Source organism: Mycolicibacterium llatzerense, assembly GCF_025331195.1.
Taxonomy (GTDB): Bacteria; Actinomycetota; Actinomycetes; order Mycobacteriales; family Mycobacteriaceae; genus Mycobacterium; species Mycobacterium llatzerense.
This window is the reverse complement of the sequence record NZ_LXOV01000001.1, coordinates 2,665,642-2,688,747: the sequence shown is the minus strand read 5'-3', so window position 1 is coordinate 2,688,747 and position 23,106 is coordinate 2,665,642. Positions and strand designations below refer to the sequence as shown.

Sequence of the window (23,106 nt, the reverse complement as noted above, 5' to 3'; positions counted from 1 at the left end):
CCTAGGCTTCGCTGGCAGCGTCAAACCAGCCCGCAGGCTTCGGCGCGGTGTTGTGCCAGATATGTTTGAGCTCTTGATATTCCGCGAGACCCGACGGTCCGAGCTCACGACCGTTGCCCGACTTCCCGAAACCGCCCCACTCCGCTGCCGCGGTGTAGTAGCCGAAGTCGTTCAACCACACCGTGCCGTGCCGCAATGCGCGCACCACACGTTCGCCCCGCGCTGGATCGGAGGTTCGGACCCCCGCCGCGAGACCGTACTGCGTGTCGTTGCCGAGCATGATCGCCTCGGCCTCGTCGGTGAACCGCTCCACCGTCATGATCGGTCCGAAGGTCTCCTCCGTGACGATCCGCATCGAGCGGTCGCAGCGGTCGAAGATCGTCGGCAGGAAGAAGTAGCCATCCGCCAGCGCTGGATCGCTGGGCCGGCAACCGCCGGTGACGAGCTTTGCCCCCTCGGAAACACCTAGGGCCACAAACGATTCCATCTTGTCCAGCTGTTGCTTGGACACCAGCGGTCCGGTCTCGCTGCGCGGGTCGGTACCGTCGCCCATCCGGATCTTCTCGGCCCGTTCGGCGAGTTGTGCGACGAAATCGTCGGCGATCGACTCTTCGATGATCACCCGGGTGCCTGCCGAACACACCTGACCCGAGTGCAGGAACACGCCGGTGAGGACCTGGTCCACCGAGCTTTCCCAGTCCGCATCGGCGAACACGATGTGCGGGTTCTTCCCGCCGAGTTCCAGCGCCACCTTGGTCACGTGCGCGGCGGCAGTCCTGGCGATGTGCTGGCCGGTGCTCAGCCCGCCGGTGAACGAGATGAGGTCGACGTCGGGGTTGTCGGTGAGGGCGGCGCCCACGGCGGCCCCACTGCCCTGGATCAAGTTGAGCACGCCCGGGGGCACCCCCGCCTCCTGGGCCAGCCGGACGAAGGCGATGGTCGAAAGCGGTGTCACTTCACTGGGTTTGGCCACCATGGTGCAACCGGCCGCCAGAGCCGGCGCGATCTTCCAGGAGATCTGCAGCAACGGATAGTTCCATGGGGCGATCAGCACGCACACCCCGATGGGCTCGCGCACCACCCGGCTGATGACAGCCGGGTCACCCACGTCGACCAGCCGGTCTGACTGCGTTGCCACCAGGTTGGCGTAGTAGCGGAACACCGAGATCACGTCATCGATGTCGATCCGGCTCTCCGCCAAGGTTTTTCCGGTGTCGGCGGTCTCCACCGCCGACAACGACTCCTTGTCCCGGGCCAGTAGATCGGCGATGCGATGGAGAAGTGCGGCGCGCTCGGCGACCGGAGTGGCCGGCCAGGCACCGGCGTCGAACGCCGCCCTGGCCGCGGCAACGGCCGCCAGCGCATCGTCGTGGGTGGCCTCGTCAACAGTGGCGAAAACCTTGCCCGTGGCGGGATTGATGATCTCCCGGACACCGCCGTCAGCGGCATGCCGCCACTGCGATCCGATGAGCAGGGCCGGTGTACCGTCCACGTTGCCTCCTCGACTAACAGCAATGACCCGGGCGACACGCCACCCGGCGGCGACCGTACTCGAAACCCTTGACGCCCATGGCATTTTCGGCCGCAACGGCCCTGCGATTCACTCTTGGCATCGCCGCTCGCTTCCGTATCCGTGCCGGAGGCAGCCTGGCCTCCGCAATGAGACCCGGACTACGGCCGAGGCCACATGCCCCAGCACTGTCGTCAACTAATATATCATCGGTTGATCAGCGCCGCGCGGGATTGAGATCGTTTATCTGACCAATTTTTTGGGGTCTGTCGCCCTGAATACGGGTGACCTCATTTGGTCTTCCTCGACGTCGCCCCCGGCTGGCCGCGTCTGACAAGTGCGGCACCCGAATTCATGTGCGCGACGCGTCCCATGCGGCGCTGCACGTCGGCGATCTCCTTGACGGTCTGCTCGATGGTGCTGCGGTCGATGGGTGAGAGCTCGTCCAGGTCGATGATGTCGTCGGGACGCTGACCCGCATCGATCTGGCGCAACTGGTGTTCCAGCCGGAGCAGTTGGAGTGCGTCGAACGCTTCGATCAGCCGGCTCGCGGAACGGTCGGTGAGCACTTCTGACCCCGCGCCGACGCGCAGTCTGTCGACAGTGTGCAGCTCCGGAGAACCGGCGCTGAGCGAGGCCCATCTGGCGATGTTGACGATCGGCAGCAATCCGCGGCCTTTGATGTCGAACTTCTCGTCGCGCCCGATGATCCGGTCCCGCACCGAGAGCAGACGAGCGCGCCGGGAGAGCGAATCCTGAAGCAGCAGTTCAACTGTCGCCGGATGCCGATTGAAGTCGCGGAAGACGCGCGCGGGCTCCGGCAGTGCCGGGTCGCCGAAGATCGGCCGGGCGTCCACCAGCAGCGAGGCCATGATGGTGCCCTGGTTCTGCTGGGGATTGGTGAGCCAACCTTGTGCTGCCTCCCGCCACTGCGAATCGGTACGCGAGAACCCCGTGTGCGAGGGAAACGCATGGTGATCGTCGACACCGATGCCACAGAGCTGGAGCACGTCCCCGACGACGCTGAATGCTTCGCGGTAGCGCGGGATCTGGTCCTCGTACGAGTCCTCGAAAGTCACCGCGGCATCGACATCGGACGACGGCACCGCTTCCCGCCGACCGGTGCTACCGAGCGAGAGCCAGGTGAAGGCATCGATCGACAGATCGTTGAACTCCTCGTGGTCGAAGACCAGGAAGATCGCGCGCCGGGTGATCGAGGCGATCAGCGCCGAATACACGGCGATCACCCGATCGGCCGTCAGGCCGCGCGCCAGGATGTCGGCAAGCATGGCCGGGACCCGACGCGCGTACGTGACCAGAGCGTCGATGCTGTGGGCCTGCCGGATCTGTGCGTTCAAGCTGACACCGGCGGTGGTGGGCGCGAGCATGAAGTCACGCTCGCCCACCGCTCCTTTCAGGCGGCCGTCGTCGCCGGTGACGAGCAGGAACGAGACACCGTAATCAAGCAGCATGATCAGGGCATCAGCCGACGACATACTCGCCGCTGCGGTGATCGCGGGATAGTCCATCACGGCGTCCGCAGGCGATTCCCGCGGTAGACCCTCACCAATTATCTTGCGGCGCAAGGCTTCATCGGTCACCAAGCCGAACTGGCCGGTACCCGTCTCGACTGCGGCGTACGGCAGGCCCAGTTCGGTCATGCGCGCTGCAAGCGCCGTCACCGACTCGTCGGCCCGCACGACGAGCGGGTCTCGGTAGACCAGGTCGGACAACAGCGTGTATCGGGGCGCGGTGGCAGTGAGCCCACGCACGTGCGCGATCTGCTCAGCCAGGAAACGTGTGCCGCTGCGGGACTCGAACGCCGGAATGACGATGTCGGACGGCAGGTGTGCGACGACCACCTTGGTCTTGGCCTCGATCCGCGGACCCACCGACTGTCCGGCCAGCAGAGCGGTGAACCCGATCGGGGTGCCACGGGCGAACTTGTCGGCAGGCCCCTGACCGATGCGTTCCGGATCGAACCAGAGGTTGATCTCGCCCGACATCACCAACCCGATTGCCGTCGGCATCGTGGCGAAGGCATCCAGGATGAGGTCGCCCGGCTGGTACTCCTCGATGCGCGCCGTGGCCACCGCGCCGGCCCGATCGGCCGGACTCAGCGAATCGAACGGCGCGCATTGCGCCAGCAGTTCGGCCAATTCGGCCAACTCAGCCAGTTCGGTCTCGGTCGACATACCGCGGTCCTCTCAGGAGTCGCTCACGCGACGGTCGGCCGGGAGCCGGTCGTGACGACGAAGGCGCCCCACATCGGGTTCGCTTCGGCGAGGTGGCCGGGGTCGATGCCGATGAGACGACCACCCGGGAAGCGCGTCTGCTCATGATGCAACCGCCCGTCGTAGGTGGTTGCGGGGTGGTCGGATTCACCGTGCGAGCCACTGTGCCCGTGTACCTGACTGAACGGAAGCGTCGTGCCTTCCCAACCGGGAACCAGCTCATCAGTGCGGCTGGCCCATAACGGGCCCGCCATCGGATTCGGCGGGCCGAGCATCGCGCCGCCGCCGTAGAACGTCGGGCATCCCGTGCGGGCCAGGCTGTTGATTCGGCGCGCGGCCTGCCGCGCGGTGCGGGGGGCCAGCAGGTGCTCGCGCCAGAACTGCTCGGTGACCCCGGCGTGCGTCACCAGGAAATCCTCTTCCCCGGTCTCGATGGCAACTGCCGCATGCAGCTTGCCGTCAGCCCACCACTTCCTCAGGATGCGCTGTTCCAGGTAGCCGATCCGATCCCCCCACAGAAAACTGTTCGGCCGCAGATACAGCGCCTCGTGATTGCCGACGAGCTGAATCCACTGCCCTGGATAAGCATCCAGGTAGTACTGGACCAGACGAACGACCCCTTCAGAGTCGGGGCCGCGGTGCACCAGATCCCCCACCTGGATCACAACCAGATCGTCTGGCAGCACACCGGTTTCGGAGACGCCGAGAGACCGCAGCTCGCGCCGCAACTCCTCGATGTGCCCACCGACATCACCGATCACGGCCACCCGGATGGGCATCGACGTCACTTTTCCCTTGTGAGCGCTCAGTGGCTCATGTCCAACTCGCTCAGCGACTTGCCGCTGGTCTCCGGGGCCAGGATCTGCGACACGATCGCGCCGGCGAAGGCGATGATTCCCGCGAAGACCATGGTCCAGGTGAAACCGAGGTGCTTCATCGAGAGCGGGATCAGGAACAGACCCGCAGCAGCACCGAGGCGGCTGATCGCCGCCGCGAACCCGGTACCGATCGCCCGGACCTCGGTCGGGAAGACCTCCGCAGGATAGATTTGAGTAAACGCGGTGTACATCGCGTTGACGAACGAGTACGCCAGGAACAGCGCCAACATCAGCATCGACATCACACCGACCTGCTCCACCGGAAGCACGAAGCTGCCGAGGACGGCGATGGCGACCAGCAGACCGCCTGCGATCCACTGGGTCGGAACGGTCATCGTGCGGCGCCCCCACCGATCGATCATGAACATCGTGAAGATCACGCCCAACCAGGCGACGACTGAGAGAACCACTCCGCGCATCAGGCCCTTCATGCCGATATCGCCCAGCAGGCCGTCGGCGAAGGTCGCGATGGCGAAGTACGGTGTCACCGCGCAGGTCCAGAACACGGACATGAAGACCGTCGAGCGCCACACCGCCGGCGAGAACAGCATCTTGAAACTGCCCTTCGCGCCGCCCGCAGCGGCTTTCACCATGTCGGTCTGGTACGCGGTGTCCAGATACTCGACGACCAGCCCGTGCGCCTCTTCGGTCCTGCCCTTTGCCCACAACCAGCGCGGCGACTCGGGCAACCCGAGCCGGCCGATCAGCAGCGCGGCAGCGATGAACGTCGTACTGCCCAGCGTGACCCGCCAATCCACACCGGCCTGGTCCATGAAATAGCCGATGACGAACGCGATCATGAAACCGCCGTACCAGGCGACCAGGGTCAGGGCCAACAGTTTGCCGCGGAGATGGGTCGGCGCGAACTCCGCCAGCATCGGCAAGCCGACCGCGTACTCGATGCCGACGGCCAGGCCCATCAACAGACGAACGGCGAAAAGCTGTTCAGGTCCGTCGACGAAGAACTGGAAAGCCGAAAAGGCCGTGAATAGCGCCAGATCCCAGAACAGAATCGGCTTACGGCCGAACTTATCGGCCAGCCACCCACCCAAAGGCGAGCCGATGAGAATGCCGAACATCGCCGAGGCGGCCTCCAGCCCGATCCAGACGGTGGTAAACCGGGGGTCCAGCTCGATGGTGTGCGTGACCGGACCGATGCTGCCCAGGATGTAGCCATCAAGGAACATGCCGCCGACCAACACGACGATCATCCGCGTCATGAACCGGCGCTTACGCGCCAGCACGGCCGGGTCGTCGGAGAATGTTCTCTCAGCGCCTTCGCTCACGGACATGGCACATGCTCCTCAGGGATCAGTGTGTAGGCCATCGTTACTCCTTTGATCGACGGGTTCGGCCAATAGCAGAAGTCGAGCGCCTCGTCGCCCTGCACAGCGTTGGGGTGGTGTGGTGTCCCGGCCCGCCAGGCCGCCTCTCCAGGCCCGGCGGGCCGGGACACCGCGCCGACTCCGCGAGTATTCGACGCCCGGCCGGTTGCCGGGAGCCGAATGTCCGCATCAGTCGGCGAGCTTGTTGCGCAACCAATCATGGAAATGTCCGAGGTGGTGTTCGCTGGGTACCAGCACACCGCCATCGCGGTAGACACGTGAACTCATGGCGGGCTGGCACCGCTCGCACGCGTCGAAGTCCTGTTGGTTGACGCGGTGGAACAGTTCCACCGACTTGCTCACGTCGCGCCCGGATTCGACGACGCCGGGCAGGTACAGCCAGTCGCATTCGACGATGGTGTGGTCTGCCGACATCGGGAACATCCGGTGGATGATGACGTGGTCGGGCACCAGGTTGACGAACACCTGCGGGCGTACCGTGATCGCGTAGTAACGGCGGTCCTGGTCCTCGGTGACCCCGGGGATGTGCTCGAATCCCTCCGAGCCATCGATGGTGAAGCCGGCGATGTCGGCGCCGAACTCCGCGCCGTGGCCGACGTAGAACTGGGCGGCGTAGCCGTCGGCGAACTCCGGCAGCACCTCGGTGAGTTCCGGGTGGATGGTGGCGCAGTGGTAGCACTCCATGAAGTTCTCGATGATGAGCTTCCAGTTGGCCTTGACGTCGTAGACGATGCGGCGACCGAGGCTCAGATTGGCCACGGTGTAGTGGTCGATCGACTCGACATCGCCGAGTCGATCGACGATCTCCTGCATGACGGTGTCTTCGAACGACGGCGGCTCGTCGGCCAGGCACACCCAGACATAGCCGAGCCACTCCCGGACCGAAATCTTGCGCAGGCCGTACTCGACGCGGTCGACGTCGGGCATCTTGGTCAGGTTCGGCGCGGCGACGAGCTTGCCGTCGAGATCGTAAGTCCATGCGTGATAAGGACATTGGAACGCGCGCTTGACCTCGCCGCTGTCCTCGGTGCACAGCTGCGCACCGCGATGACGGCACACGTTGAAGAACGCGTTGACATCGCCCTTGCGCGACCTGGTCACCAGAACGCTTTCGCGGCCGACCTGGACGGTCTTGAACGCGCCGGGCTTATCCAGATCCGCGGCGCGCACAACGCAGAACCACATGGTCTCGAAGATCTTCTCCTGCTCGAGGGCGAATACCTCCGGATCGGTGTAGTAATGCCCTGCCAGAGTGGAAATCAGGCTTTCCGGCAGGCTCGGCACGGTGGCGGTCATCGAACTCCTTTGCGGTGTCAGGTCGTGAGTTTTGTTGGGCTGCAATAACATCGGTCTAGACCGCGACGGGCGTGGGGACCAGCTGGCGGCGCCACCGGGTGAACAGCCGGGGCTGATCAATACCGAGGACCGCGACCAGGCGGCCGCCGCGGCGATACGTGGCCAGCAGGCACCGGTCCTCGCAGCTGCCTTCCTCGATGGTGATCTCGTCGTCAGGACGGGCGAGGCCGGCGAACTGAATGCGGGAACCGTACTGATCGGACCAGAAGTACGGCGCCTTCACCGTCGCCTCCTGATGGGTACCCCCCGCCAGCAACGAGGCGACGGCCAGCGCCGGACGCTCGAGCGCACCGGTCCAGTGCTCGACGCGGTGCCGCGCGTTGGTGGTGGTGTCGAGCCAGGCCGCACAGTCTCCGACGGCGACGACGTTCGGCAGGGCCGTCTGCCCGTTGGCGCCGCAGAGCACGCCGTTACCCAGCTCCAGACCGCTTCCGTGCAGCCAGTCGATGTTGGCCACACCGCCGATACCCACGACGACGACGTCGGCCGGCAGGTGGCGTCCGTCAGCGAGGTCGACGCCGGTCACCCGCCCGACGCCGCCGGGGACGCGCAGTGCCCGTTTCTCACCGACGAGTCCGGCGACTCCGACACCGCAGATCAATTTCGTTCCGTTGGCGGCGTGTGCGCCGGCGACCACACCGCCGAGCCACCCGCCGAGCTGCATCTGCAACGGGGTGGGCGCGGCCTCGACGACGGTGACATCCAGGCCCAGCTTGCGGGCTGTCGAGGCGACTTCGGCGCCGATGAATCCGGCCCCGATCACAACCAGCTGAGCGCCCGGAACCAGCTCTTCGCGCAACGCCACGGCGTCGGCGATGGTGCGGATCACGTGCACGCCGGCCATGTCCTCGCAGCCCGGCCAGCGGCGGGCGTGGGAGCCGGTCGCGATCACCACGCCGTCGGCGTCGATGCGCGTCCCGTCCGCGAGTTCGATTGCGCCACAGCCACTGTCGAGCTTGGCCGCGCCAACTCCCAAGCGCCAGTCCACCTGCAGATCGTCGTCATCGGATTCCAGGGCGAGATCGGCTTCGGACACGTTGCCGAGGAGGAATTCCTTCGACAGCGGCGGGCGGTCGTAGGGCCGCTGTGCCTCGTCGCCGATGACGGTCAGCTGCCCGTCGAAGCCCTGCGCCCGCAGTGCCCGCGCGGCGGACAGGCCCGCGAGCGACGCCCCCACGATCGCGACGTGCTTCACGGCTGCCCCGCTGCGCCGAGTCGAGCGCGGATGTCCGGCGGCAGGTTGGGCTTCTCGGTGCTCAGTTCGACGTGGATGACGCCGTCGGAGATCACGACGGTGTGCGTGCGGACCGGCAGCTTGGCCGGCGGCGCGTCGACCGCTCCGGTGCGGAGATTGAACCGCGAGGCGTGCAGCGGGCACTCGACGTCGCACCCCTCCAGCCAGCCGTCGGCCAGCGATGCGTCCTGATGTGAACAGGTGTCGTCGATGGCGAACACCTCGCCGTCCTCGGTGTGGAAGACCGCGATGGGCGGGTCGGATTCCACCCGCCGGGCCTCGCCGGGTGGGAGGTCGGAGAGCGGACAGATCTCGAGCATCAGGTGTGTGCCCCTCTCAAAGAGTTTGACGCGTCTGGCGCAACACAATTCGTAATATGCAACAGTGTGGTGGCAGTCACAGGCCGCTGTCAAGAGAGAACGGCACCGTTTACAGAGAGTTATCAACTACCTCTTGACGGGAGCCGCCAATTGCCCACCCTCCCCGCAAAAGCCCACGTCAACCGGATTTGCGCCGAGCCGGCGCCGTGTTACGCAGGTATGCCGCCAGGGGGGTCGCGCTCAGTGTCGGTAGCCCATGCGGCGACTGACGTCGTCAGCCGCCGCGACCACCATCGGCGCTATCTCGAGAGCCCGCTCCACAGTGAGTCGATATGCCGGGCCGGAGACGCTCAGCGCCGCGATCACCCCACCGATGTGGTCGCGAATCGGCGCGGCGACCGCATTGAGCCCATGTTCGAGCTCCTCCAGCGACACCACGTAACCGTTGGTGGGCACGTCCTGCAACTGCGCTTCCAGCTGCTCCACCGAAGTGATGGTGTGCTCGGTGAACCGCGGCAGCCCTGCCGCCGCCAACAGGTCCCGGCGGGCATCCGCCGCCATGAAGGCCAGCAACACCTTGCCGCTCGACGTCGCGTGCAACGGGGTGAGCTCGCCCACCCAGTTGTGGGTACTGATAGCGGAGGGTCCGCGGGCCTGGTCCACGTTCACCGCGTACTCCGAGCGCAGTACCGCGATATTGACGGTCTCACCGACCTCGAGCGCCAGCCGCTCGCAGATTTCGCGCCCCTGCCGGGTGACATCGAGCCGGCCCGAGACCGCGTTGGCCAGCCGCAGGATGCCGAATCCGAGTCGATACTTGCCGCGCTCAAAAGCCTGCTCGACGAGTTCACGATCCTCGAGCGCCGCGAGTAGGCGCGAGACCGTCGACTTGTGCACGCCGATGTCCGACGCCAACTCGGTGACTCCGGCTTCGCCGCGGCGCGCCAGGAGTTCCAAGACGTACAGCGCGCGGTCGACGGACTGTACGCCGCCGTTGCCAGAATCAACCGCGCTGTTGCTCATTACGCAACGATACCCACATAGTGCACAGGTTTGGTGCGCTCGATCCCTACAGTTCGGCAGCAACAAATTGACCGCTGGCCGATGCTCCCCATATTCTTGGTATATCAATTGTCGATCATCCAGTCGGCGCCGCCCAACCAGGAGGACCACGCCCATGGGATCACCGCGCGTTGTGATCATCGGAGCCGGCATCGTCGGCGCCAACCTCGCGGATGAACTCGCCGCCCGCGGCTGGCACAACGTGACGGTGCTGGACCAGGGCCCGCTGCCGCTGACCGGCGGATCCACTTCGCACGCACCGGGTCTGGTGTTCCAGACCAACTCGTCGAAGACCATGACCGCGCTGGCGAGCTACACCGTCGAGAAGTTCCTGGCGCTGGAGTCCGACGGCCAGTGGTGCTTCAACCAGGTCGGCGGCCTCGAGGTGGCCACCACCGAGCAGCGGTTGGCCGACCTGCACCGCAAGCAAGGGTGGGCCACGTCGTGGGGTGTCGACGCCGCGGTGATCGACGCGCAGGAATGCGCCAAGCTGCATCCGCTGCTGGATCGCGATCGCATCCTGGGCGGCCTCTACGTGCCGAGCGACGGGCTGGCCAAGGCCCCGCGCGTCGTTACGGCACTGATCCGGCGGGCCGAAGCCCTCGGCGCCCGATTCCTGGGTTCGACAAAGGTGATCGGCATCGAGCACCGTGGCGGCAAGGTCACCGGCGTGGCCACCGACAACGGCATCGTGCCCGCCGACATCGTGGTGTCCTGCGGCGGGTTCTGGGGACCGGCTCTCGGCGAGCTCATCGGCATGCGGGTGCCACTGCTGCCGTTGGCGCACCAGTACGCCAAGACCGACCAGATCCCCGAACTCGTCGGCCGCAACACGGAGGCGTCCGAAGCCGGCCTGCCCATCCTGCGGCATCAGGACCAGGACCTGTACTACCGCGAGCACGTCGACCGGCTCGGCATCGGGTCCTACGCGCACCGCCCCATGCCCGCGGCGCTCGATGAGCTGCCCGACGGCGAAATCAGCTCGGATGCAATGCCTTCCATGCTCTCGTTCACCGACGAGGACTTCGCGCCGGCCTGGGAGCAGGCCAAGTTGCTGTTGCCCTGCCTGCAGACCGCGAAGGTCGAATCCGGCTTCAACGGCATCTTCTCCTTCACCCCCGACGGCGGTCCGCTGATCGGCGAATCCCCCGACGTCGCCGGCTTCTGGATCGCCGAAGCCGTATGGGTCACGCACTCGGCGGGCGTCGCCCGGGCGGTGGCGCAGCTGCTGATCGACGGACGCTCCGAGGTGGCGCTGCAGGGCTGCGATGTGCACCGCTTCGAAGAGGTGCAGCTCGATCCCGACTACGTGAGCGAGACCTCGCAGCAGAATTTCGTCGAGGTCTACGACATCCTGCATCCGTTGCAGCCCAAGGAATCACCGCGCAATCTGCGGGTCAGCCCGTTCCACCGCCGGCAGACCGAACTGGGTGCGGTGTTCCTGGAAAGCGCGGGCTGGGAGCGGCCGCACTGGTTCGAGGCCAACGCGGGACTGCTCGACGAGCTGCCGCCGGAGTGGCAGCCCCCGGCACGCGACGAATGGTCGGCCATGTTCCACTCCCCCATCGCCGCCGCCGAGGCGTGGCGCACCCGGACCGCGGTCGCGATGTACGACATGACCCCGCTGAAGCGGCTGGAAATCTCCGGCCCCGGCGCCCTGGACCTGTTGGAGCGCACCACCACCGGCAAGATGGACAAGTCGATCGGCTCGGTGACCTACACCCTGGCGCTGGACAACGCCGGCGGGGTCCGCAGCGACATCACGGTGGCCCGGCTGTCGGAGGACACCTTCCAGGTCGGCGCGAACGGCAACATCGACCTGGACTACTTCCGCCGCCTGGCCCCGGCCGACGGGACTGTCGCCGTGCGCGATATCACCGGAGGCACCTGCTGCATCGGATTGTGGGGCCCGCGCGCCCGCGACGTGGTGTCCGCGCTCAGCCGCGACGACTTCTCCAACGACGCGTTCAAGTACTTCCGCGCCAAGCAGGTCCGCATCGGCGGGGTCCCCGTCACCGCGATGCGGCTGTCCTACGTCGGCGAATTGGGTTGGGAGCTCTACACCACCGCCGAGAACGGCCTGCGCCTGTGGGATGCGCTGTGGGCCGAAGGGCAGCGCCACGGCGTCATCGCCGGCGGCCGCGCTGCGTTCAACAGCCTGCGGCTGGAAAAGGGCTACCGCTCGTGGGGCACCGACATGACCACCGAGCACAACCCCTTCGAGGCCGGCCTCGGGTTCGCGGTACGCGCCCAGAAGGACGGCTACATCGGGCACGACGCGCTGGCCGGGGTGTCCGACGACACCGTCACGCGGCGCCTGGTCTGCCTGGCCGTCGACGACAAGACGTCGATGGTGCTCGGCTCCGAACCGGTGTACCTGGACGGCAGCCCCGCCGGGTACGTCACCAGCGCGGCGTTCGGGCACACCGTCGGTGCCCCGATCGCCTATGCCTGGCTGCCCGCCTCAGCCGCTCCGGGTACCGGCGTGGAGATCGAGTACTTCGGTCGCCGCATCCCGGCCACCGTGGTGGCGGAGCCGCTCGTCGACCCCGAGATGTCCAAGATCCGCGCGTAACGACCGATCGAGAAACCATGCCGCACACCATCACGCTCACCCTGAGCTGCCCGCAGCGCCCGGGCATCGTCCATGCCGTGAGTTCGTTCCTGTTCTCCCACAACTTCGACATCGCCGAGCACCAACAGTTCGACGACACCCGCAGCCAGGAGTTCTTTCAGCGCACGACGTTCGTCTGCACCACGCACAGCACCGACGGCAACGCTGACGTCGTCGCCCGATTGACTGACGAATTCGCCCCGGTGGCAACCGAATTCGGCATGACGTTCCGCTTCGTCGACACCCCGCGCAAGCCCCGGGTCGTCGTGATGGTCTCGAAGATGGGCCACTGCCTCATCGACTTGATCTTCCGTTGGCGCGCAGGCACTCTCGGCGGTGAACTGGTGGCGGTGGTGTCCAACCACGAGGTGCTGCGCCCGATGGCAGAGGCCGCCGGGCTGCCGTTCCTCCACATTCCGGTGACCCCGGACACCAAGCCTGAGGCCGAACGCGCATTGCTCGCGCTGGTCGACGAACTCGAGGCGGACCTGGTGGTGCTGGCGCGCTACATGCAGGTGCTCTCGGACGAGACCTGCCAAACTCTGCGCGGGCGCGCCATCAACATCCACCACTCGTTCCTGCCCGGATTCAAGGGCGCCAAGCCCTACCACCAGGCGTTCGACCGGGGCGTGAAACTCGTTGGCGCAACAGCGCACTACGTGACGCCGGACCTCGACGAGGGGCCGATCATCGAGCAGGAAGTGATCCGGATCGATCACTCATTCGACCCGGCACGGTTGGCCACCGTCGGGCAGGACGCCGAGGCGCTGGCGTTGTCGAGGGCCGTCCGGTGGCATTGCGAGAACCGCGTGCTGCTGCACGGACATCGCACGGTCGTCTTCAGCTGACGCGCTCAGACGATGGCGCGGACCGCTTTCTCGAATCCGGTGACGTGGTCGAGCGCGATCTGCGCCGCGGCGTCCCCATCGCCGGCAGCGATGGTCCGCAACAATTCGGCGTGCTCGCCCACGTGGCGGGCCACGGTCGGCAACCGGTCGAGGAACAGGCAGAAAATGCGGGTCGCCAGGTTGTCGTAGCGGACCAACACGTCCTCGAGATGCGGGTTTCCGGTGGACCGGTAGATCGCGCGGTGCGCGCGCAGGTCCCAGCGCATCAGTTCGTCGCGGTGGATGTTCTCGACGTCGAGCGCCTCAGTGCGATCGGCCAGCTTGAGCAGGCCGGCACGCACCTCGGCCGAGGCGTTCTCGGCAGCCGAGCGCGCCGCGACGGGCTCGAGATTGACCCGGATCTGCGAAATGTGGCGGAGGTCGGCGACATCGACACCCGTAGCAAAGGTGCCCCGACGGGGGAAGGAGACCACCAGCCGGTCCACTTCCAAGCGCTTGAGCGCTTCGCGGACGGGCGTGCGCCCCAATTTGAGCTCCGCAGCCAATTCGCTTTCCACGATGGCTTCGTTGGGGCGGATGTCGAGCATGATGAGCTTGTCGCGGATCACCAGGTAGGCGCGGTCGGCAAACGACATCTCCTCGGAGGCAACGTCATCGAGCTGTTCCACACCCGCAACGCTCATCGCAACCCGCCTCTCCGACATCACTGTCACCAGCTGGCAACTGACCGCACTCAGCCGGGACAATGATATATCAGCGTGATGACAGTAAGCCCGAAACATCACAGTAACGCGCGAATAGCAGTCTCGAAGCCGCAGACATGCGTCAGCGTGAGGGCCGCCGCCGTCGCCTCGTCACCCGCGACGATGGCCTCCAACAGTTCGATATGTTCGCGGACGTGGCCGGCCACCCCGGGGAGCCGATCCAGGAACAAGCACCAGATCCGCGTGGCGTGCGCGTCGAGACTGACCAGGATCTGTTCCAGGTGCGGGTTGCCCGTGGCCCGGTAGATCTCCCGGTGCACATGAACGTCGTGACGCAGGACCTCGTGGGGATCGTCGGTGTTCTCGATCCCGGCGATCGCCTGCGCCAGCGCAGTCAACCTTGCGCGAGTGTCCGGCGTCGCGACCCGGGCCGCGCGCGCGGCTGCCGTCGGTTCCAGCTGCTTGCGAATCTCTGAGATATCGGCCAGGTCCGTCATGTCGACAGCCGCGGCGAAGGTGCCCCGGCGCGGGTAGGCGACGACGAGGCGGTCGCGCTCGAGACGTTTGAGCGCCTCGCGCACCGGGGTACGACCGAAACCGAGTTCGGCCGCCAGCCGGTCGTCATTGATCGGGTCGCCCGGCCGGATGTCCAGCATGACCAGACGTTCGCGCACGATCTCGTAGGCACGGTCAGCATTGGTCTCGCCGATGGCCGGCGTGCTGTCGGGTTCGCCGAACGACAACTCCGTCAGGGTCATCGCCACTCCTCCAAGAATGTCTGCGGCCTACCTATTGACGTGGCCTCGAGCTGATCCTAATCTAACCGACAGTTGATATATTAGTCCACTGCACACTGCAATGTCAGAAAGGTGCACATGACCCTCGACACCGCACCCACGGCCACGAACCCCACGCTCAGCGCGAGCCTCGCCGAACTGGACCCGGACGTGTACCGAGCCATCTCCGCTGAGTTGAACCGTCAGCAGAGCACCCTGGAAATGATCGCCAGCGAGAACTTCGCGCCGGTCGCCGTGATGCAGGCGCAGGGCTCGGTGATGACCAACAAGTACGCCGAGGGCTACCCGGGCCGCCGGTACTACGGCGGTTGCGAATTCGTCGACGTCACAGAGCAACTCGCCATCGAGCGGGTGAAGAGCCTGTTCGGCGCTGCCTTCGCCAACGTGCAACCACATTCGGGGGCGCAGGCCAATGCCGCCGCCATGGCGGCACTGCTCTCCCCCGGTGACACCATCCTCGGGCTCGATCTGGCCCACGGCGGCCACCTGACCCACGGGATGAAGCTGAACTTCTCCGGCAAGCTCTACGACGTCGCCGCGTACCACGTCGGCGAGAGCGACCACCGCGTCGACATGGCCGAGGTCGAGCGGATCGCCCTGGAGCGTCGGCCGAAGCTGATCCTGGCCGGCTGGTCGGCATATCCCCGGCAGCTCGATTTTGCCGAATTCCGGCGCATCGCAGACGAAGTCGGCGCGTACCTGATGGTCGACATGGCGCATTTCGCGGGCCTGGTTGCCGCCGGGCTGCACCCCTCCCCGGTGCCGCACGCCCACGTCGTCACCTCGACCACGCACAAGACATTGGGCGGCCCACGCGGCGGCATCATCCTGACCAACGACGAAGCGTTGGCCAAGAAGTTCAACTCCTCGGTGTTCCCCGGACAACAGGGCGGTCCGCTCGAGCACGTCATCGCCGCCAAGGCAGTGTCGTTCAAACTCGCGGCAGCCCCGGAATTCCGCGAGCGGCAGCAGCGCACCCTCGATGGCGCGGCGATCCTGGCCGAGCGTCTGCTGCAAGAGGATTCACGCGCCGCCGGCATCAACGTGGTTTCCGGCGGCACCGACGTCCACCTGGTGCTGGTCGACCTGCGGGAGTCCGAACTGGACGGCAAACAGGCCGAGGATCGGTTGCACCGCGTGGGAATCACGGTGAACCGCAACGCCGTTCCGTTCGACCCGCGGCCGCCGATGGTCAGCTCGGGCGTGCGGATCGGCACCGCGGCGCTGGCGACCCGCGGTTTCGATGAGGAGAGCTTCCGCGAAGTCGCCGACGTCATCAGCCACGCGCTCCGGCCCGGCACCGACGACGCGTCCTTGGCCGCGCTGCGCGCCCGGGTGGACGTGCTGGCCGGCCGTTTCCCGCTCTACCCGAACCTCACGGAGGCCTCCCTGTGACCGCATCGACGATGCCGCCGGGCGCTCATCTGCCCGACCACCCCGAATTCCTCTGGCGCACCCCGGAACCCAAGAAGTCGTACGACGTCGTCATCGTCGGTGGCGGCGGGCACGGTCTGGCCACCGCGCACTACCTGGCCAAGAATCACGGCATCACCAATGTCGCAGTGCTGGAGCGGGGCTGGCTGGCGGGCGGCAACATGGCCCGCAACACCACGCTGATCCGGTCCAACTACCTGTGGGACGAGAGCGCCCGAATCTACGAGCACGCCCTCAAACTGTGGGAAGGGCTCGAAGAGGACCTGGACTACCCGATCCTGTTCAGCCAGCGCGGTGTGCTCAACCTCGCACACAGCCTGCAGGATGTGCGCGACAGTGTCCGGCGCGTCGAGGCCAACAAGCTCAACGGCATCGACGCCGAGTGGGTGGAGCCCAAAGAGGTCCGCGACCTGTGTCCAATCGTCAACATTTCCAGTGACATTCGCTACCCGGTACTGGGCGCCACCTACCAACCGCGCGCCGGCATCGCCAAGCACGACTACGTCGCCTGGGGCTTCGCGCGCCGGGCCGATGAGGCCGGGATCGACATCATCCAGAACTGCGAAGTCACCGGATTCGTGACCGACGGCGACCGGGTGACCGGCGTGCGCACCACCCGCGGCGACATCGGCGCCGGCCAGGTGGCGCTGTGCGCGGCCGGGCACACCTCCACGCTGACCGACATGCTGGGGATCCGCACGCCGCTGCAGAGCCACCCGCTGCAGGCGCTGGTGTCCGAACTGCTCGAGCCGGTGCACCCCACCGTCGTGATGTCGAATGCGGTGCACGTGTACGTATCTCAGGCCCACAAGGGTGAACTCGTCATGGGTGCCGGCGTGGACTCCTACAACGGCTACGGCCAGCGCGGCGCCTTCCACATCATCGAACGCCAGATGGCGGCCGCGGTGGAGCTGTTCCCGATCTTCGCCCGGGCACACCTGTTGCGCACGTGGGCGGGCATCGTCGACGTCTGCCCGGACGCGTCCCCGATCGTCGGCCGCGTCGGCTACGACAACCTGTACCTCAACGCCGGTTGGGGCACAGGTGGATTCAAGGTGACGCCGGGTATCGGCTGGTGTCTGGCCGACACCATCGCGGGCGGCGTCGAACACGAATACGTCGCCCCGTTCAGCATCGACCGGTTCGTCACCGGAGCCCTCGTGGATGAGCACGGCGCCGCCGGCGTGGCGCACTAGATCTCAGGAGTCACAATGCAACTCATCGACTGCCCGTGGTGCGGACCACGCGAGGAAACCGAATTCCACTACGGCGGCCAGGCGCACGTCGCCTACCCCGAAGACCCGCAATCGCTGACCGACGAACAGTGGGCGCACTACGTGTTCTTCCGTGCCAACCCCAAGGGGCTGTTCGCCGAACGCTGGACCCACAGCGCCGGTTGTCGCCGCTGGTTCAACGCCATCCGTGACACCGCAACCTACCGATTCGACCGCGTCTACCGACTCGACGAGCAGAGGCCGACCATCTGATGAGCACATCACTGCGTACCGAAACCGGTGGCCGTATCGACCGAGATACCGTGCACACCTTCACTTTCAACGGCCGTGAGTACACCGGCCATGCCGGTGACACACTGGCCTCCGCGCTGCTGGCGCACGGGGTGCACCACGTCACGTCCAGCATCAAGATGGGCCGGCCCCGCGGCTTCACCTCGGCGTGGGCCGAGGACACCGGCGGCCTGGTCCAGATCGAGTACCCCTTCCCCGAGCCCATGCTGCTGGCCACCACCGTCGAGCTGTACGACGGCCTGGTGGCGCGCGGCATCCCGGGACAGGGCCGGCTGGCCGACGTCCCCGACCCCGCGCGCTACGACTCGACCCACGTGCACGCCGATGTGCTGGTCGCCGGAGCCGGCCCGGCCGGTCTGGCGGCCGCGCTGACGGCCGCGCGCGCCGGCGCCCGCGTGGTGCTGATCGACGAGCAGAGCGAGGCCGGTGGTGCCCTGTTGGGCAGCGCGGACATCATCGATGGTCGGCCGGCACTGCAGTGGGTCGCCGATGCCGTCGCCGAACTCGCCACCTATCCCGATGTGCTGCACCTGCAGCGCACCACGGCGTTCGGTCACTACGACGACGGCTTTGTCCTTGCGCTGCAACGGCGTACCGATCACCTGGGTGCCGATGCCCCCGCGGCGGTGAGCCGCCAGCGGGTTTGGCGGATCCGGGCCCGGCACGTCATCGTCGCCGCCGGTGCGCATGAGCGGCCGGTGGTGTTCACCGACAACGACCGGCCCGGCATCATGCTCGCAGGCGGTGCCCGCACCTTCCTGCACCGCTATGGCGTCAAGGTCGGCGAGCGGGCCGCCGTCTTCACCACCAACGACAGCGCGTATTCGGCCGCGATGGATCTGCACGACGCCGGCGTGGCAATCACGGCGATCGTGGATGCCCGCAGCGACGTGGCCTCGGATCTGCGCGCGGCGTGCGCCACCCGGGGCATCGAACTGCGGACCGGGTCGGTCGTCAGCGGCACCGAGGGCGAGCATCGGGTCAGCGCCGCCATTGTCACCGGTCCCGAAGGGACACAGTCTCTGTCGTGCGACGTGCTCCTGATCAGCGGTGGCTGGAATCCCGCGGTGCACCTGTTCAGTCAGGTGCGCGGGCCCCTGCGTTACGACGACGGCATCGGCGCCTTCGTCCCCGGCGCGGAACTCGACCAGGTGACTGTCGCCGGTTCGGCCGCCGGCACCTTCGACCTGCCCGGTTGCCTGCGCGACGGGCGCACCGCCGCGACCCGGGCCCTGTCGGGCCTCGGGTTCACCGCAGCAGCTGAACCGCTTGCCGGAGAATCGGATTCAACCCGCACCGCCGAAGCTCCCCTGGTGCTGTGGCGGGTTCCCGATGCTGACGGTGCGGCAACGCAATTCGTCGACGTCCAGCGCGATGCCACGGTGGCGGATCTGGTGCGCGCAGTCGGTGCCGGCATGCGTTCGATGGAACACATCAAGCGCTACACCACCATCGGCACTGCGCACGATCAGGGTAAGACGTCGGGCGTCGTCGCCTCGGGCATCACCGCCGAGCTGCTCGGCGTCCCCGTTGCGGACCTGGGCGTCACCACGTTCCGGCCGCCGTACACCCCGGTCGCGTTCGCCGCGCTGGCCGGCCGCAGCCGCGGCCGGATGTTCGACCCGGAACGCGTTACCGCAGTACATGATTGGCATGTCGCCCGCGGCGCGGTCTTCGAGGACGTCGGGCAGTGGAAGCGACCGCGCTACTACCCGCTGGCCGGTGAGGATATGGAGACCGCCGTCCTGCGCGAATGTGCCGCCGCGCGAACGAATGTCGGCATCCTCGACGGCTCCACCCTGGGCAAGATCGATGTCCAGGGCCCCGATGCCGGCGCCTTCCTCGACCTGCTCTACACCAACCTGATGAGCACCCTGAAGGTCGGGATGCTGCGGTACGGCGTGATGTGCGGCGTGGACGGCATGGTGATCGACGACGGCACCGTGATGCGCTTGGCCGACGACCGTTTCCAGGTGTTCACCACCACGGGCGGCGCCGCGCACATCCTCGACTGGATGGAGGAATGGCTGCAGACCGAATGGCCGCATCTCCGGGTGCGTCTCACCTCGGTCACCGAGCAGTGGCATACCTTCCCGGTGGTCGGCCCGCGGTCGCGCGACGTCGTCGGCACCGTGTTTCCCGGCGTCGACGTCAGCAACGAGGCGTTTCCGTTCATGGCCTGGCGGGACACCCAACTCGACGGTGTCCACGTCCGCATCGGCCGGGTCAGTTTCTCGGGCGAGCTGGCCTACGAGGTCAACGTCATGGGTTGGTACGCAACTGCGTTGTGGGAGAGGCTGATTGCGGCCGGCGAGCCGTTCGGCATCACGCCCTACGGCACCGAGACCATGCACGTGCTGCGGGCCGAGAAGGGCTACCCGATCATCGGGCAGGACACCGATGGCACCGTCACGCCGCAGGACCTCGGGATGAACTGGGTGGTGTCGAAGAAGAAGCCCGACTTCGTCGGCAAGCGCTCCTTCACTCGCGCCGAGAACCTGAATCCGCTGCGCAAGCAGTTCGTCGGGCTGTTGCCCGTCGACGCGCAAACGGTGCTGCCCGAAGGCGCTCAGATCATCGAGACCCCTGGCGACGGTGCGCTGCCGCCGCCACCGGTTCCCATGCTCGGGCATGTCACGTCGAGTTACCGCAGCGCCGAACTGGGCCGCCCGTTCGCTCTTGCGCTGGTCAAGGGCGGCCACGCCCGCATTGGAGACACCCTCACCGTTCCGGTGGACGGCACCCTGGTGGCTGTCGAGGTCACCGGGTCCGTCCTCGTCGATCCCGAAGGAGCACGCCGCGATGGCTGAAACTCTCACTCGCCGTAGCCCATTGCAGGGTTGGGCCACCCAGTTCGCGGCGACTGCACCGGCAGCGATTCTCACCGAGGAGCCGTTCGTCACGATGGTCGACCTGTGGGCCGACCCGACGGGACCCGGCGGCGCCGAAGCCGCCCGGCTCCTCGGCCTGACCTCGTTGCCGGCGATGCCGGGGACCTGCGCCAGCGGAACCGATACGACGGTGATCTGGTTCGGTCCGCAGGAGTGGCTGGTGACCTCGACGCAGCGCGGCGGCGAGGCGCTCGAGACCGAACTGCACGCGGCGGTCGCCGCCGCGGGCGGTGCTGCCGTCGACGTGTCCGCACAGCGCACCACGGTGCGCCTGCGCGGTGCGCACGCCCGCGATGTGCTGGCCAAGGGCTGTTCTCTGGATCTGCATCCGCGGGTGTTCGGTCCGGGCGCTGCCGCCCAGACGATGCTGGCGTTGGCGGCGGTCGTGCTGATTCCGTTGGACGACAAGGGAACCGACTACCGGATCATCGTCCGCTCATCGTTCGCCGGCTATCTGGCCGACTGGTTGATCGACGCGCTGGACGAATACCAATAGGAAGTACCGCCGAACGTGAGCTTGTGTTCGAAGTTTCGCAGGAACTTCGAACACAAGCTCATTTTCGTCGTCTGGACACAACTGTGCGGCGGCAACTCACCAGAGTTGCCGCCGCACAGTGCTATTGAATTCAGTGGCCGCGGGCGATCCACTCCGCCAGGTGCGGTGCCTCGGCCCCTACGGTGGTGTGGTCGCCGTGCCCCGTGTGCACGCGGGTGTCCTCCGGCAGCGTCAGAATCGAATCTCGGATCGAGTCGATGATCGTCGGGAAATCGCTGTAGGAGCGGCCGGTGGCGCCGGGCCCGCCGTTGAACAGGGTGTCGCCGGAGAACAGCGCGCCGGCCTCCGGCAGGTACAGGCACACCGACCCCGGAGAGTGTCCGGGCGTGTGGATGACCTCGATCTCGGTGCCGGCGAAACCGATCCGCTGACCGGCGTCGAGGTTCCAGTACTTTTCGTCGGGATGGCTTGCCTGCCAAAGCATGTCGTCGCCGGGATGCAGCAGTACCGGAGCATGGAGGGCGGTTGCGAGTTCCGGCGCCACGGTCACGTGGTCGTTGTGTCCGTGCGTGACGATGACTGCCACGACATTGCGGCCCGCGACCGCGTCGATGATCTGCGGTGCGGTGTGCGCGGCGTCGACGATGACCACCTCGGAGTCATCGCCGATCACCCACACGTTGTTGTCGACGTCCCAGGTGCCGCCGTCGAGGCTGAATGTGCCCGAGGTGACGACCCGGTCGACGCGGAGCGCTCCGCTCACAGCACGACCACCGAACGCAGCACGTTGCCGGCATGCATGGTGTGGAATGCATCCTCGACCTCGTCGAGCTTGATCCGTTCGGAGACGAACCGCTCCAACGGGATTCGGCCCTGCTGGTAGAGGTCGACGAGCATCGGGAAGTCACGTTCGGGCAGGCAGTCGCCGTACCACGACGACTTCAGCGAGCCGCCGCGGGAGAAGAAGTCGACCAGCGGCATCTCCAGCGTCATATCCGGGGTGGGCACGCCGACCAGGACGACGGTGCCGGCGAGGTCTCGGGCATAGAACGCCTGCTTCCACGTTTCTGGGCGGCCGACGGCGTCGATCACCACGTCGGCACCGAACCCGCCGGTGAGCTCCTGCACCGCCTCGATGGTGTCTGTTTCCGCGGCGTTGATGGTGTGGGTGGCGCCGAGTTCCCTGGCCCACTCCAGCTTTCGCGGGTCCCGGTCGACGGCGATGATCTTGCCCGCGCCCGCCAGCCGGGCACCCATGATGGCGGCGTCACCGACCCCGCCGCAGCCGATCACTGCCACCGAATCGCCACGGGAGACGTTGCCGGTGTTGACTGCCGCGCCGAGCCCCGCCATCACGCCACAGCCCAGCAGGCCGACCACCGCCGGGTCCGCATCGGCGTCGACCTTGGTGCACTGCCCCGCGTGGACCAAGGTCTTGTCGGCAAACGCTCCGATGCCCAGCGCCGGCGTCAGCTCGGTGCCATCCTCGAGCGTCATCTTCTGGGTGGCATTGAAGGTGTCGAAGCAGTACTGCGGACGACCGCGCTTGCACGCCCGGCACTGGCCGCACACCGCGCGCCAGTTGAGGATCACGAAGTCGCCGACCGCCACCGATTCGACGCCGGGGCCGACCTCCTCGACGATGCCGGCCGCCTCATGCCCGAGCAGGAAGGGGTACTCGTCGTTGATGCCGCCCTCGCGGTAGGTCAGGTCGGTGTGGCAGACGCCGCACGCCTGGATCTTCACCACTACCTCACCGGGGCCTGGGTCCGGAATCACGATGGTGGTGACTTCGACCGGGGCGCCCTTGGAGCGAGCGATGACGCCTCGAACGTGTTGCGGCATAGGGATACTCC

General features: G+C 66.8%; 19 protein-coding genes. 7 read left to right on the top strand and 12 right to left on the bottom strand.

The genetic code is table 11. The annotated features are described in order from the left end of the window. Window position 1: 1 nt before the first annotated feature. The 8 genes from A7G45_RS13240 to A7G45_RS13205 form a co-directional block, all read right to left on the bottom strand. Window positions 2-1,492 carry an aldehyde dehydrogenase family protein gene (locus A7G45_RS13240; protein WP_260937613.1) on the bottom strand — a complete coding sequence of 497 codons (1,491 nt, stop codon included), beginning with the start codon at window positions 1,490-1,492 and terminating at the stop codon, window positions 2-4. A gap of 308 nt (window positions 1,493-1,800) precedes the next feature. Then, window positions 1,801-3,705: a putative nucleotidyltransferase substrate binding domain-containing protein gene (locus A7G45_RS13235; RefSeq protein WP_260937611.1), complete on the bottom strand. Its 1,905-nt coding sequence runs from the start codon at window positions 3,703-3,705 to the stop codon at window positions 1,801-1,803. A 23-nt stretch (window positions 3,706-3,728) separates the two neighbouring features. Then, window positions 3,729-4,523, bottom strand: coding sequence for a metallophosphoesterase (locus A7G45_RS13230; RefSeq protein ID WP_260937610.1), 795 nt, complete (start codon window positions 4,521-4,523; stop codon window positions 3,729-3,731). A 26-nt stretch (window positions 4,524-4,549) separates the two neighbouring features. Beyond that, a complete protein-coding gene (locus tag A7G45_RS13225; RefSeq protein WP_260937608.1) occupies window positions 4,550-5,914 on the bottom strand; it encodes an MFS transporter in 1,365 nt (454 codons plus the stop codon). A gap of 222 nt (window positions 5,915-6,136) precedes the next feature. Further along, window positions 6,137-7,264, bottom strand: a complete 1,128-nt coding sequence (locus A7G45_RS13220) for an aromatic ring-hydroxylating oxygenase subunit alpha (RefSeq protein ID WP_260937606.1) — start codon at window positions 7,262-7,264, stop codon at window positions 6,137-6,139. Window positions 7,265-7,319: 55 nt separating this feature from the next. Beyond that, window positions 7,320-8,519 carry an NAD(P)/FAD-dependent oxidoreductase gene (locus A7G45_RS13215; protein ID WP_260937604.1) on the bottom strand — a complete coding sequence of 400 codons (1,200 nt, stop codon included), beginning with the start codon at window positions 8,517-8,519 and terminating at the stop codon, window positions 7,320-7,322. Beyond that, window positions 8,516-8,878 carry a bifunctional 3-phenylpropionate/cinnamic acid dioxygenase ferredoxin subunit gene (locus tag A7G45_RS13210; RefSeq protein WP_260937602.1) on the bottom strand — a complete coding sequence of 121 codons (363 nt, stop codon included), beginning with the start codon at window positions 8,876-8,878 and terminating at the stop codon, window positions 8,516-8,518. Before A7G45_RS13210 ends, A7G45_RS13215 begins: the two co-directional genes overlap by 4 nt. Before the next feature lie 240 nt (window positions 8,879-9,118). Beyond that, window positions 9,119-9,901, bottom strand: a complete 783-nt coding sequence (locus A7G45_RS13205) for an IclR family transcriptional regulator (protein WP_260937600.1) — start codon at window positions 9,899-9,901, stop codon at window positions 9,119-9,121. 154 nt (window positions 9,902-10,055) lie between these two features. Here A7G45_RS13205 and A7G45_RS13200 point away from each other — a divergent pair, with 154 nt between their 5' ends. Continuing rightward, entirely contained in the window at window positions 10,056-12,515 is a 2,460-nt protein-coding gene (locus tag A7G45_RS13200) for a GcvT family protein (protein ID WP_260937598.1), read from the top strand. 17 nt (window positions 12,516-12,532) lie between these two features. Further along, a complete protein-coding gene (gene purU, locus A7G45_RS13195) occupies window positions 12,533-13,402 on the top strand; it encodes a formyltetrahydrofolate deformylase (protein WP_260937595.1) in 870 nt (289 codons plus the stop codon). Between the two features lie 5 nt (window positions 13,403-13,407). Here purU and A7G45_RS13190 read toward each other — a convergent pair whose 3' ends face one another. Next, a complete protein-coding gene (locus A7G45_RS13190) occupies window positions 13,408-14,085 on the bottom strand; it encodes a GntR family transcriptional regulator (RefSeq protein WP_260937594.1) in 678 nt (225 codons plus the stop codon). Window positions 14,086-14,183: 98 nt separating this feature from the next. Continuing rightward, on the bottom strand, window positions 14,184-14,864 hold the full coding sequence (locus A7G45_RS13185; protein ID WP_260937592.1) for a GntR family transcriptional regulator: 681 nt from the start codon (window positions 14,862-14,864) through the stop codon (window positions 14,184-14,186). 117 nt (window positions 14,865-14,981) lie between these two features. Here A7G45_RS13185 and glyA point away from each other — a divergent pair, with 117 nt between their 5' ends. The 5 genes from glyA to A7G45_RS13160 are packed head-to-tail and all read left to right on the top strand — an operon-like array spanning window position 14,982 to window position 21,250. Further along, window positions 14,982-16,298: a serine hydroxymethyltransferase gene (gene glyA, locus A7G45_RS13180; RefSeq protein WP_260937590.1), complete on the top strand. Its 1,317-nt coding sequence runs from the start codon at window positions 14,982-14,984 to the stop codon at window positions 16,296-16,298. An 11-nt stretch (window positions 16,299-16,309) separates the two neighbouring features. Beyond that, window positions 16,310-17,533 (top strand): sarcosine oxidase subunit beta family protein, encoded by a 1,224-nt coding sequence (locus A7G45_RS13175; protein WP_043400843.1) that lies wholly within the window; start codon window positions 16,310-16,312, stop codon window positions 17,531-17,533. A gap of 15 nt (window positions 17,534-17,548) precedes the next feature. Continuing rightward, a complete protein-coding gene (locus tag A7G45_RS13170; protein WP_043400840.1) occupies window positions 17,549-17,824 on the top strand; it encodes a sarcosine oxidase subunit delta in 276 nt (91 codons plus the stop codon). Next, window positions 17,824-20,673: a 2Fe-2S iron-sulfur cluster-binding protein gene (locus tag A7G45_RS13165; protein WP_260937586.1), complete on the top strand. Its 2,850-nt coding sequence runs from the start codon at window positions 17,824-17,826 to the stop codon at window positions 20,671-20,673. The genes A7G45_RS13170 and A7G45_RS13165 overlap by 1 nt, the downstream gene beginning before the upstream one ends. Next, complete coding sequence (locus tag A7G45_RS13160) at window positions 20,666-21,250, top strand: sarcosine oxidase subunit gamma (protein WP_260937584.1); 585 nt, start codon at window positions 20,666-20,668, stop codon at window positions 21,248-21,250. The genes A7G45_RS13165 and A7G45_RS13160 overlap by 8 nt, the downstream gene beginning before the upstream one ends. Before the next feature lie 130 nt (window positions 21,251-21,380). Here the strand turns inward: A7G45_RS13160 and A7G45_RS13155 are convergent, their stop codons facing one another. After that, window positions 21,381-22,013 (bottom strand): MBL fold metallo-hydrolase, encoded by a 633-nt coding sequence (locus A7G45_RS13155; protein ID WP_260937581.1) that lies wholly within the window; start codon window positions 22,011-22,013, stop codon window positions 21,381-21,383. Further along, window positions 22,010-23,095 carry an S-(hydroxymethyl)mycothiol dehydrogenase gene (locus A7G45_RS13150; RefSeq protein ID WP_260937580.1) on the bottom strand — a complete coding sequence of 362 codons (1,086 nt, stop codon included), beginning with the start codon at window positions 23,093-23,095 and terminating at the stop codon, window positions 22,010-22,012. Before A7G45_RS13150 ends, A7G45_RS13155 begins: the two co-directional genes overlap by 4 nt. Between the last annotated feature and the right edge of the window lie 11 nt (window positions 23,096-23,106).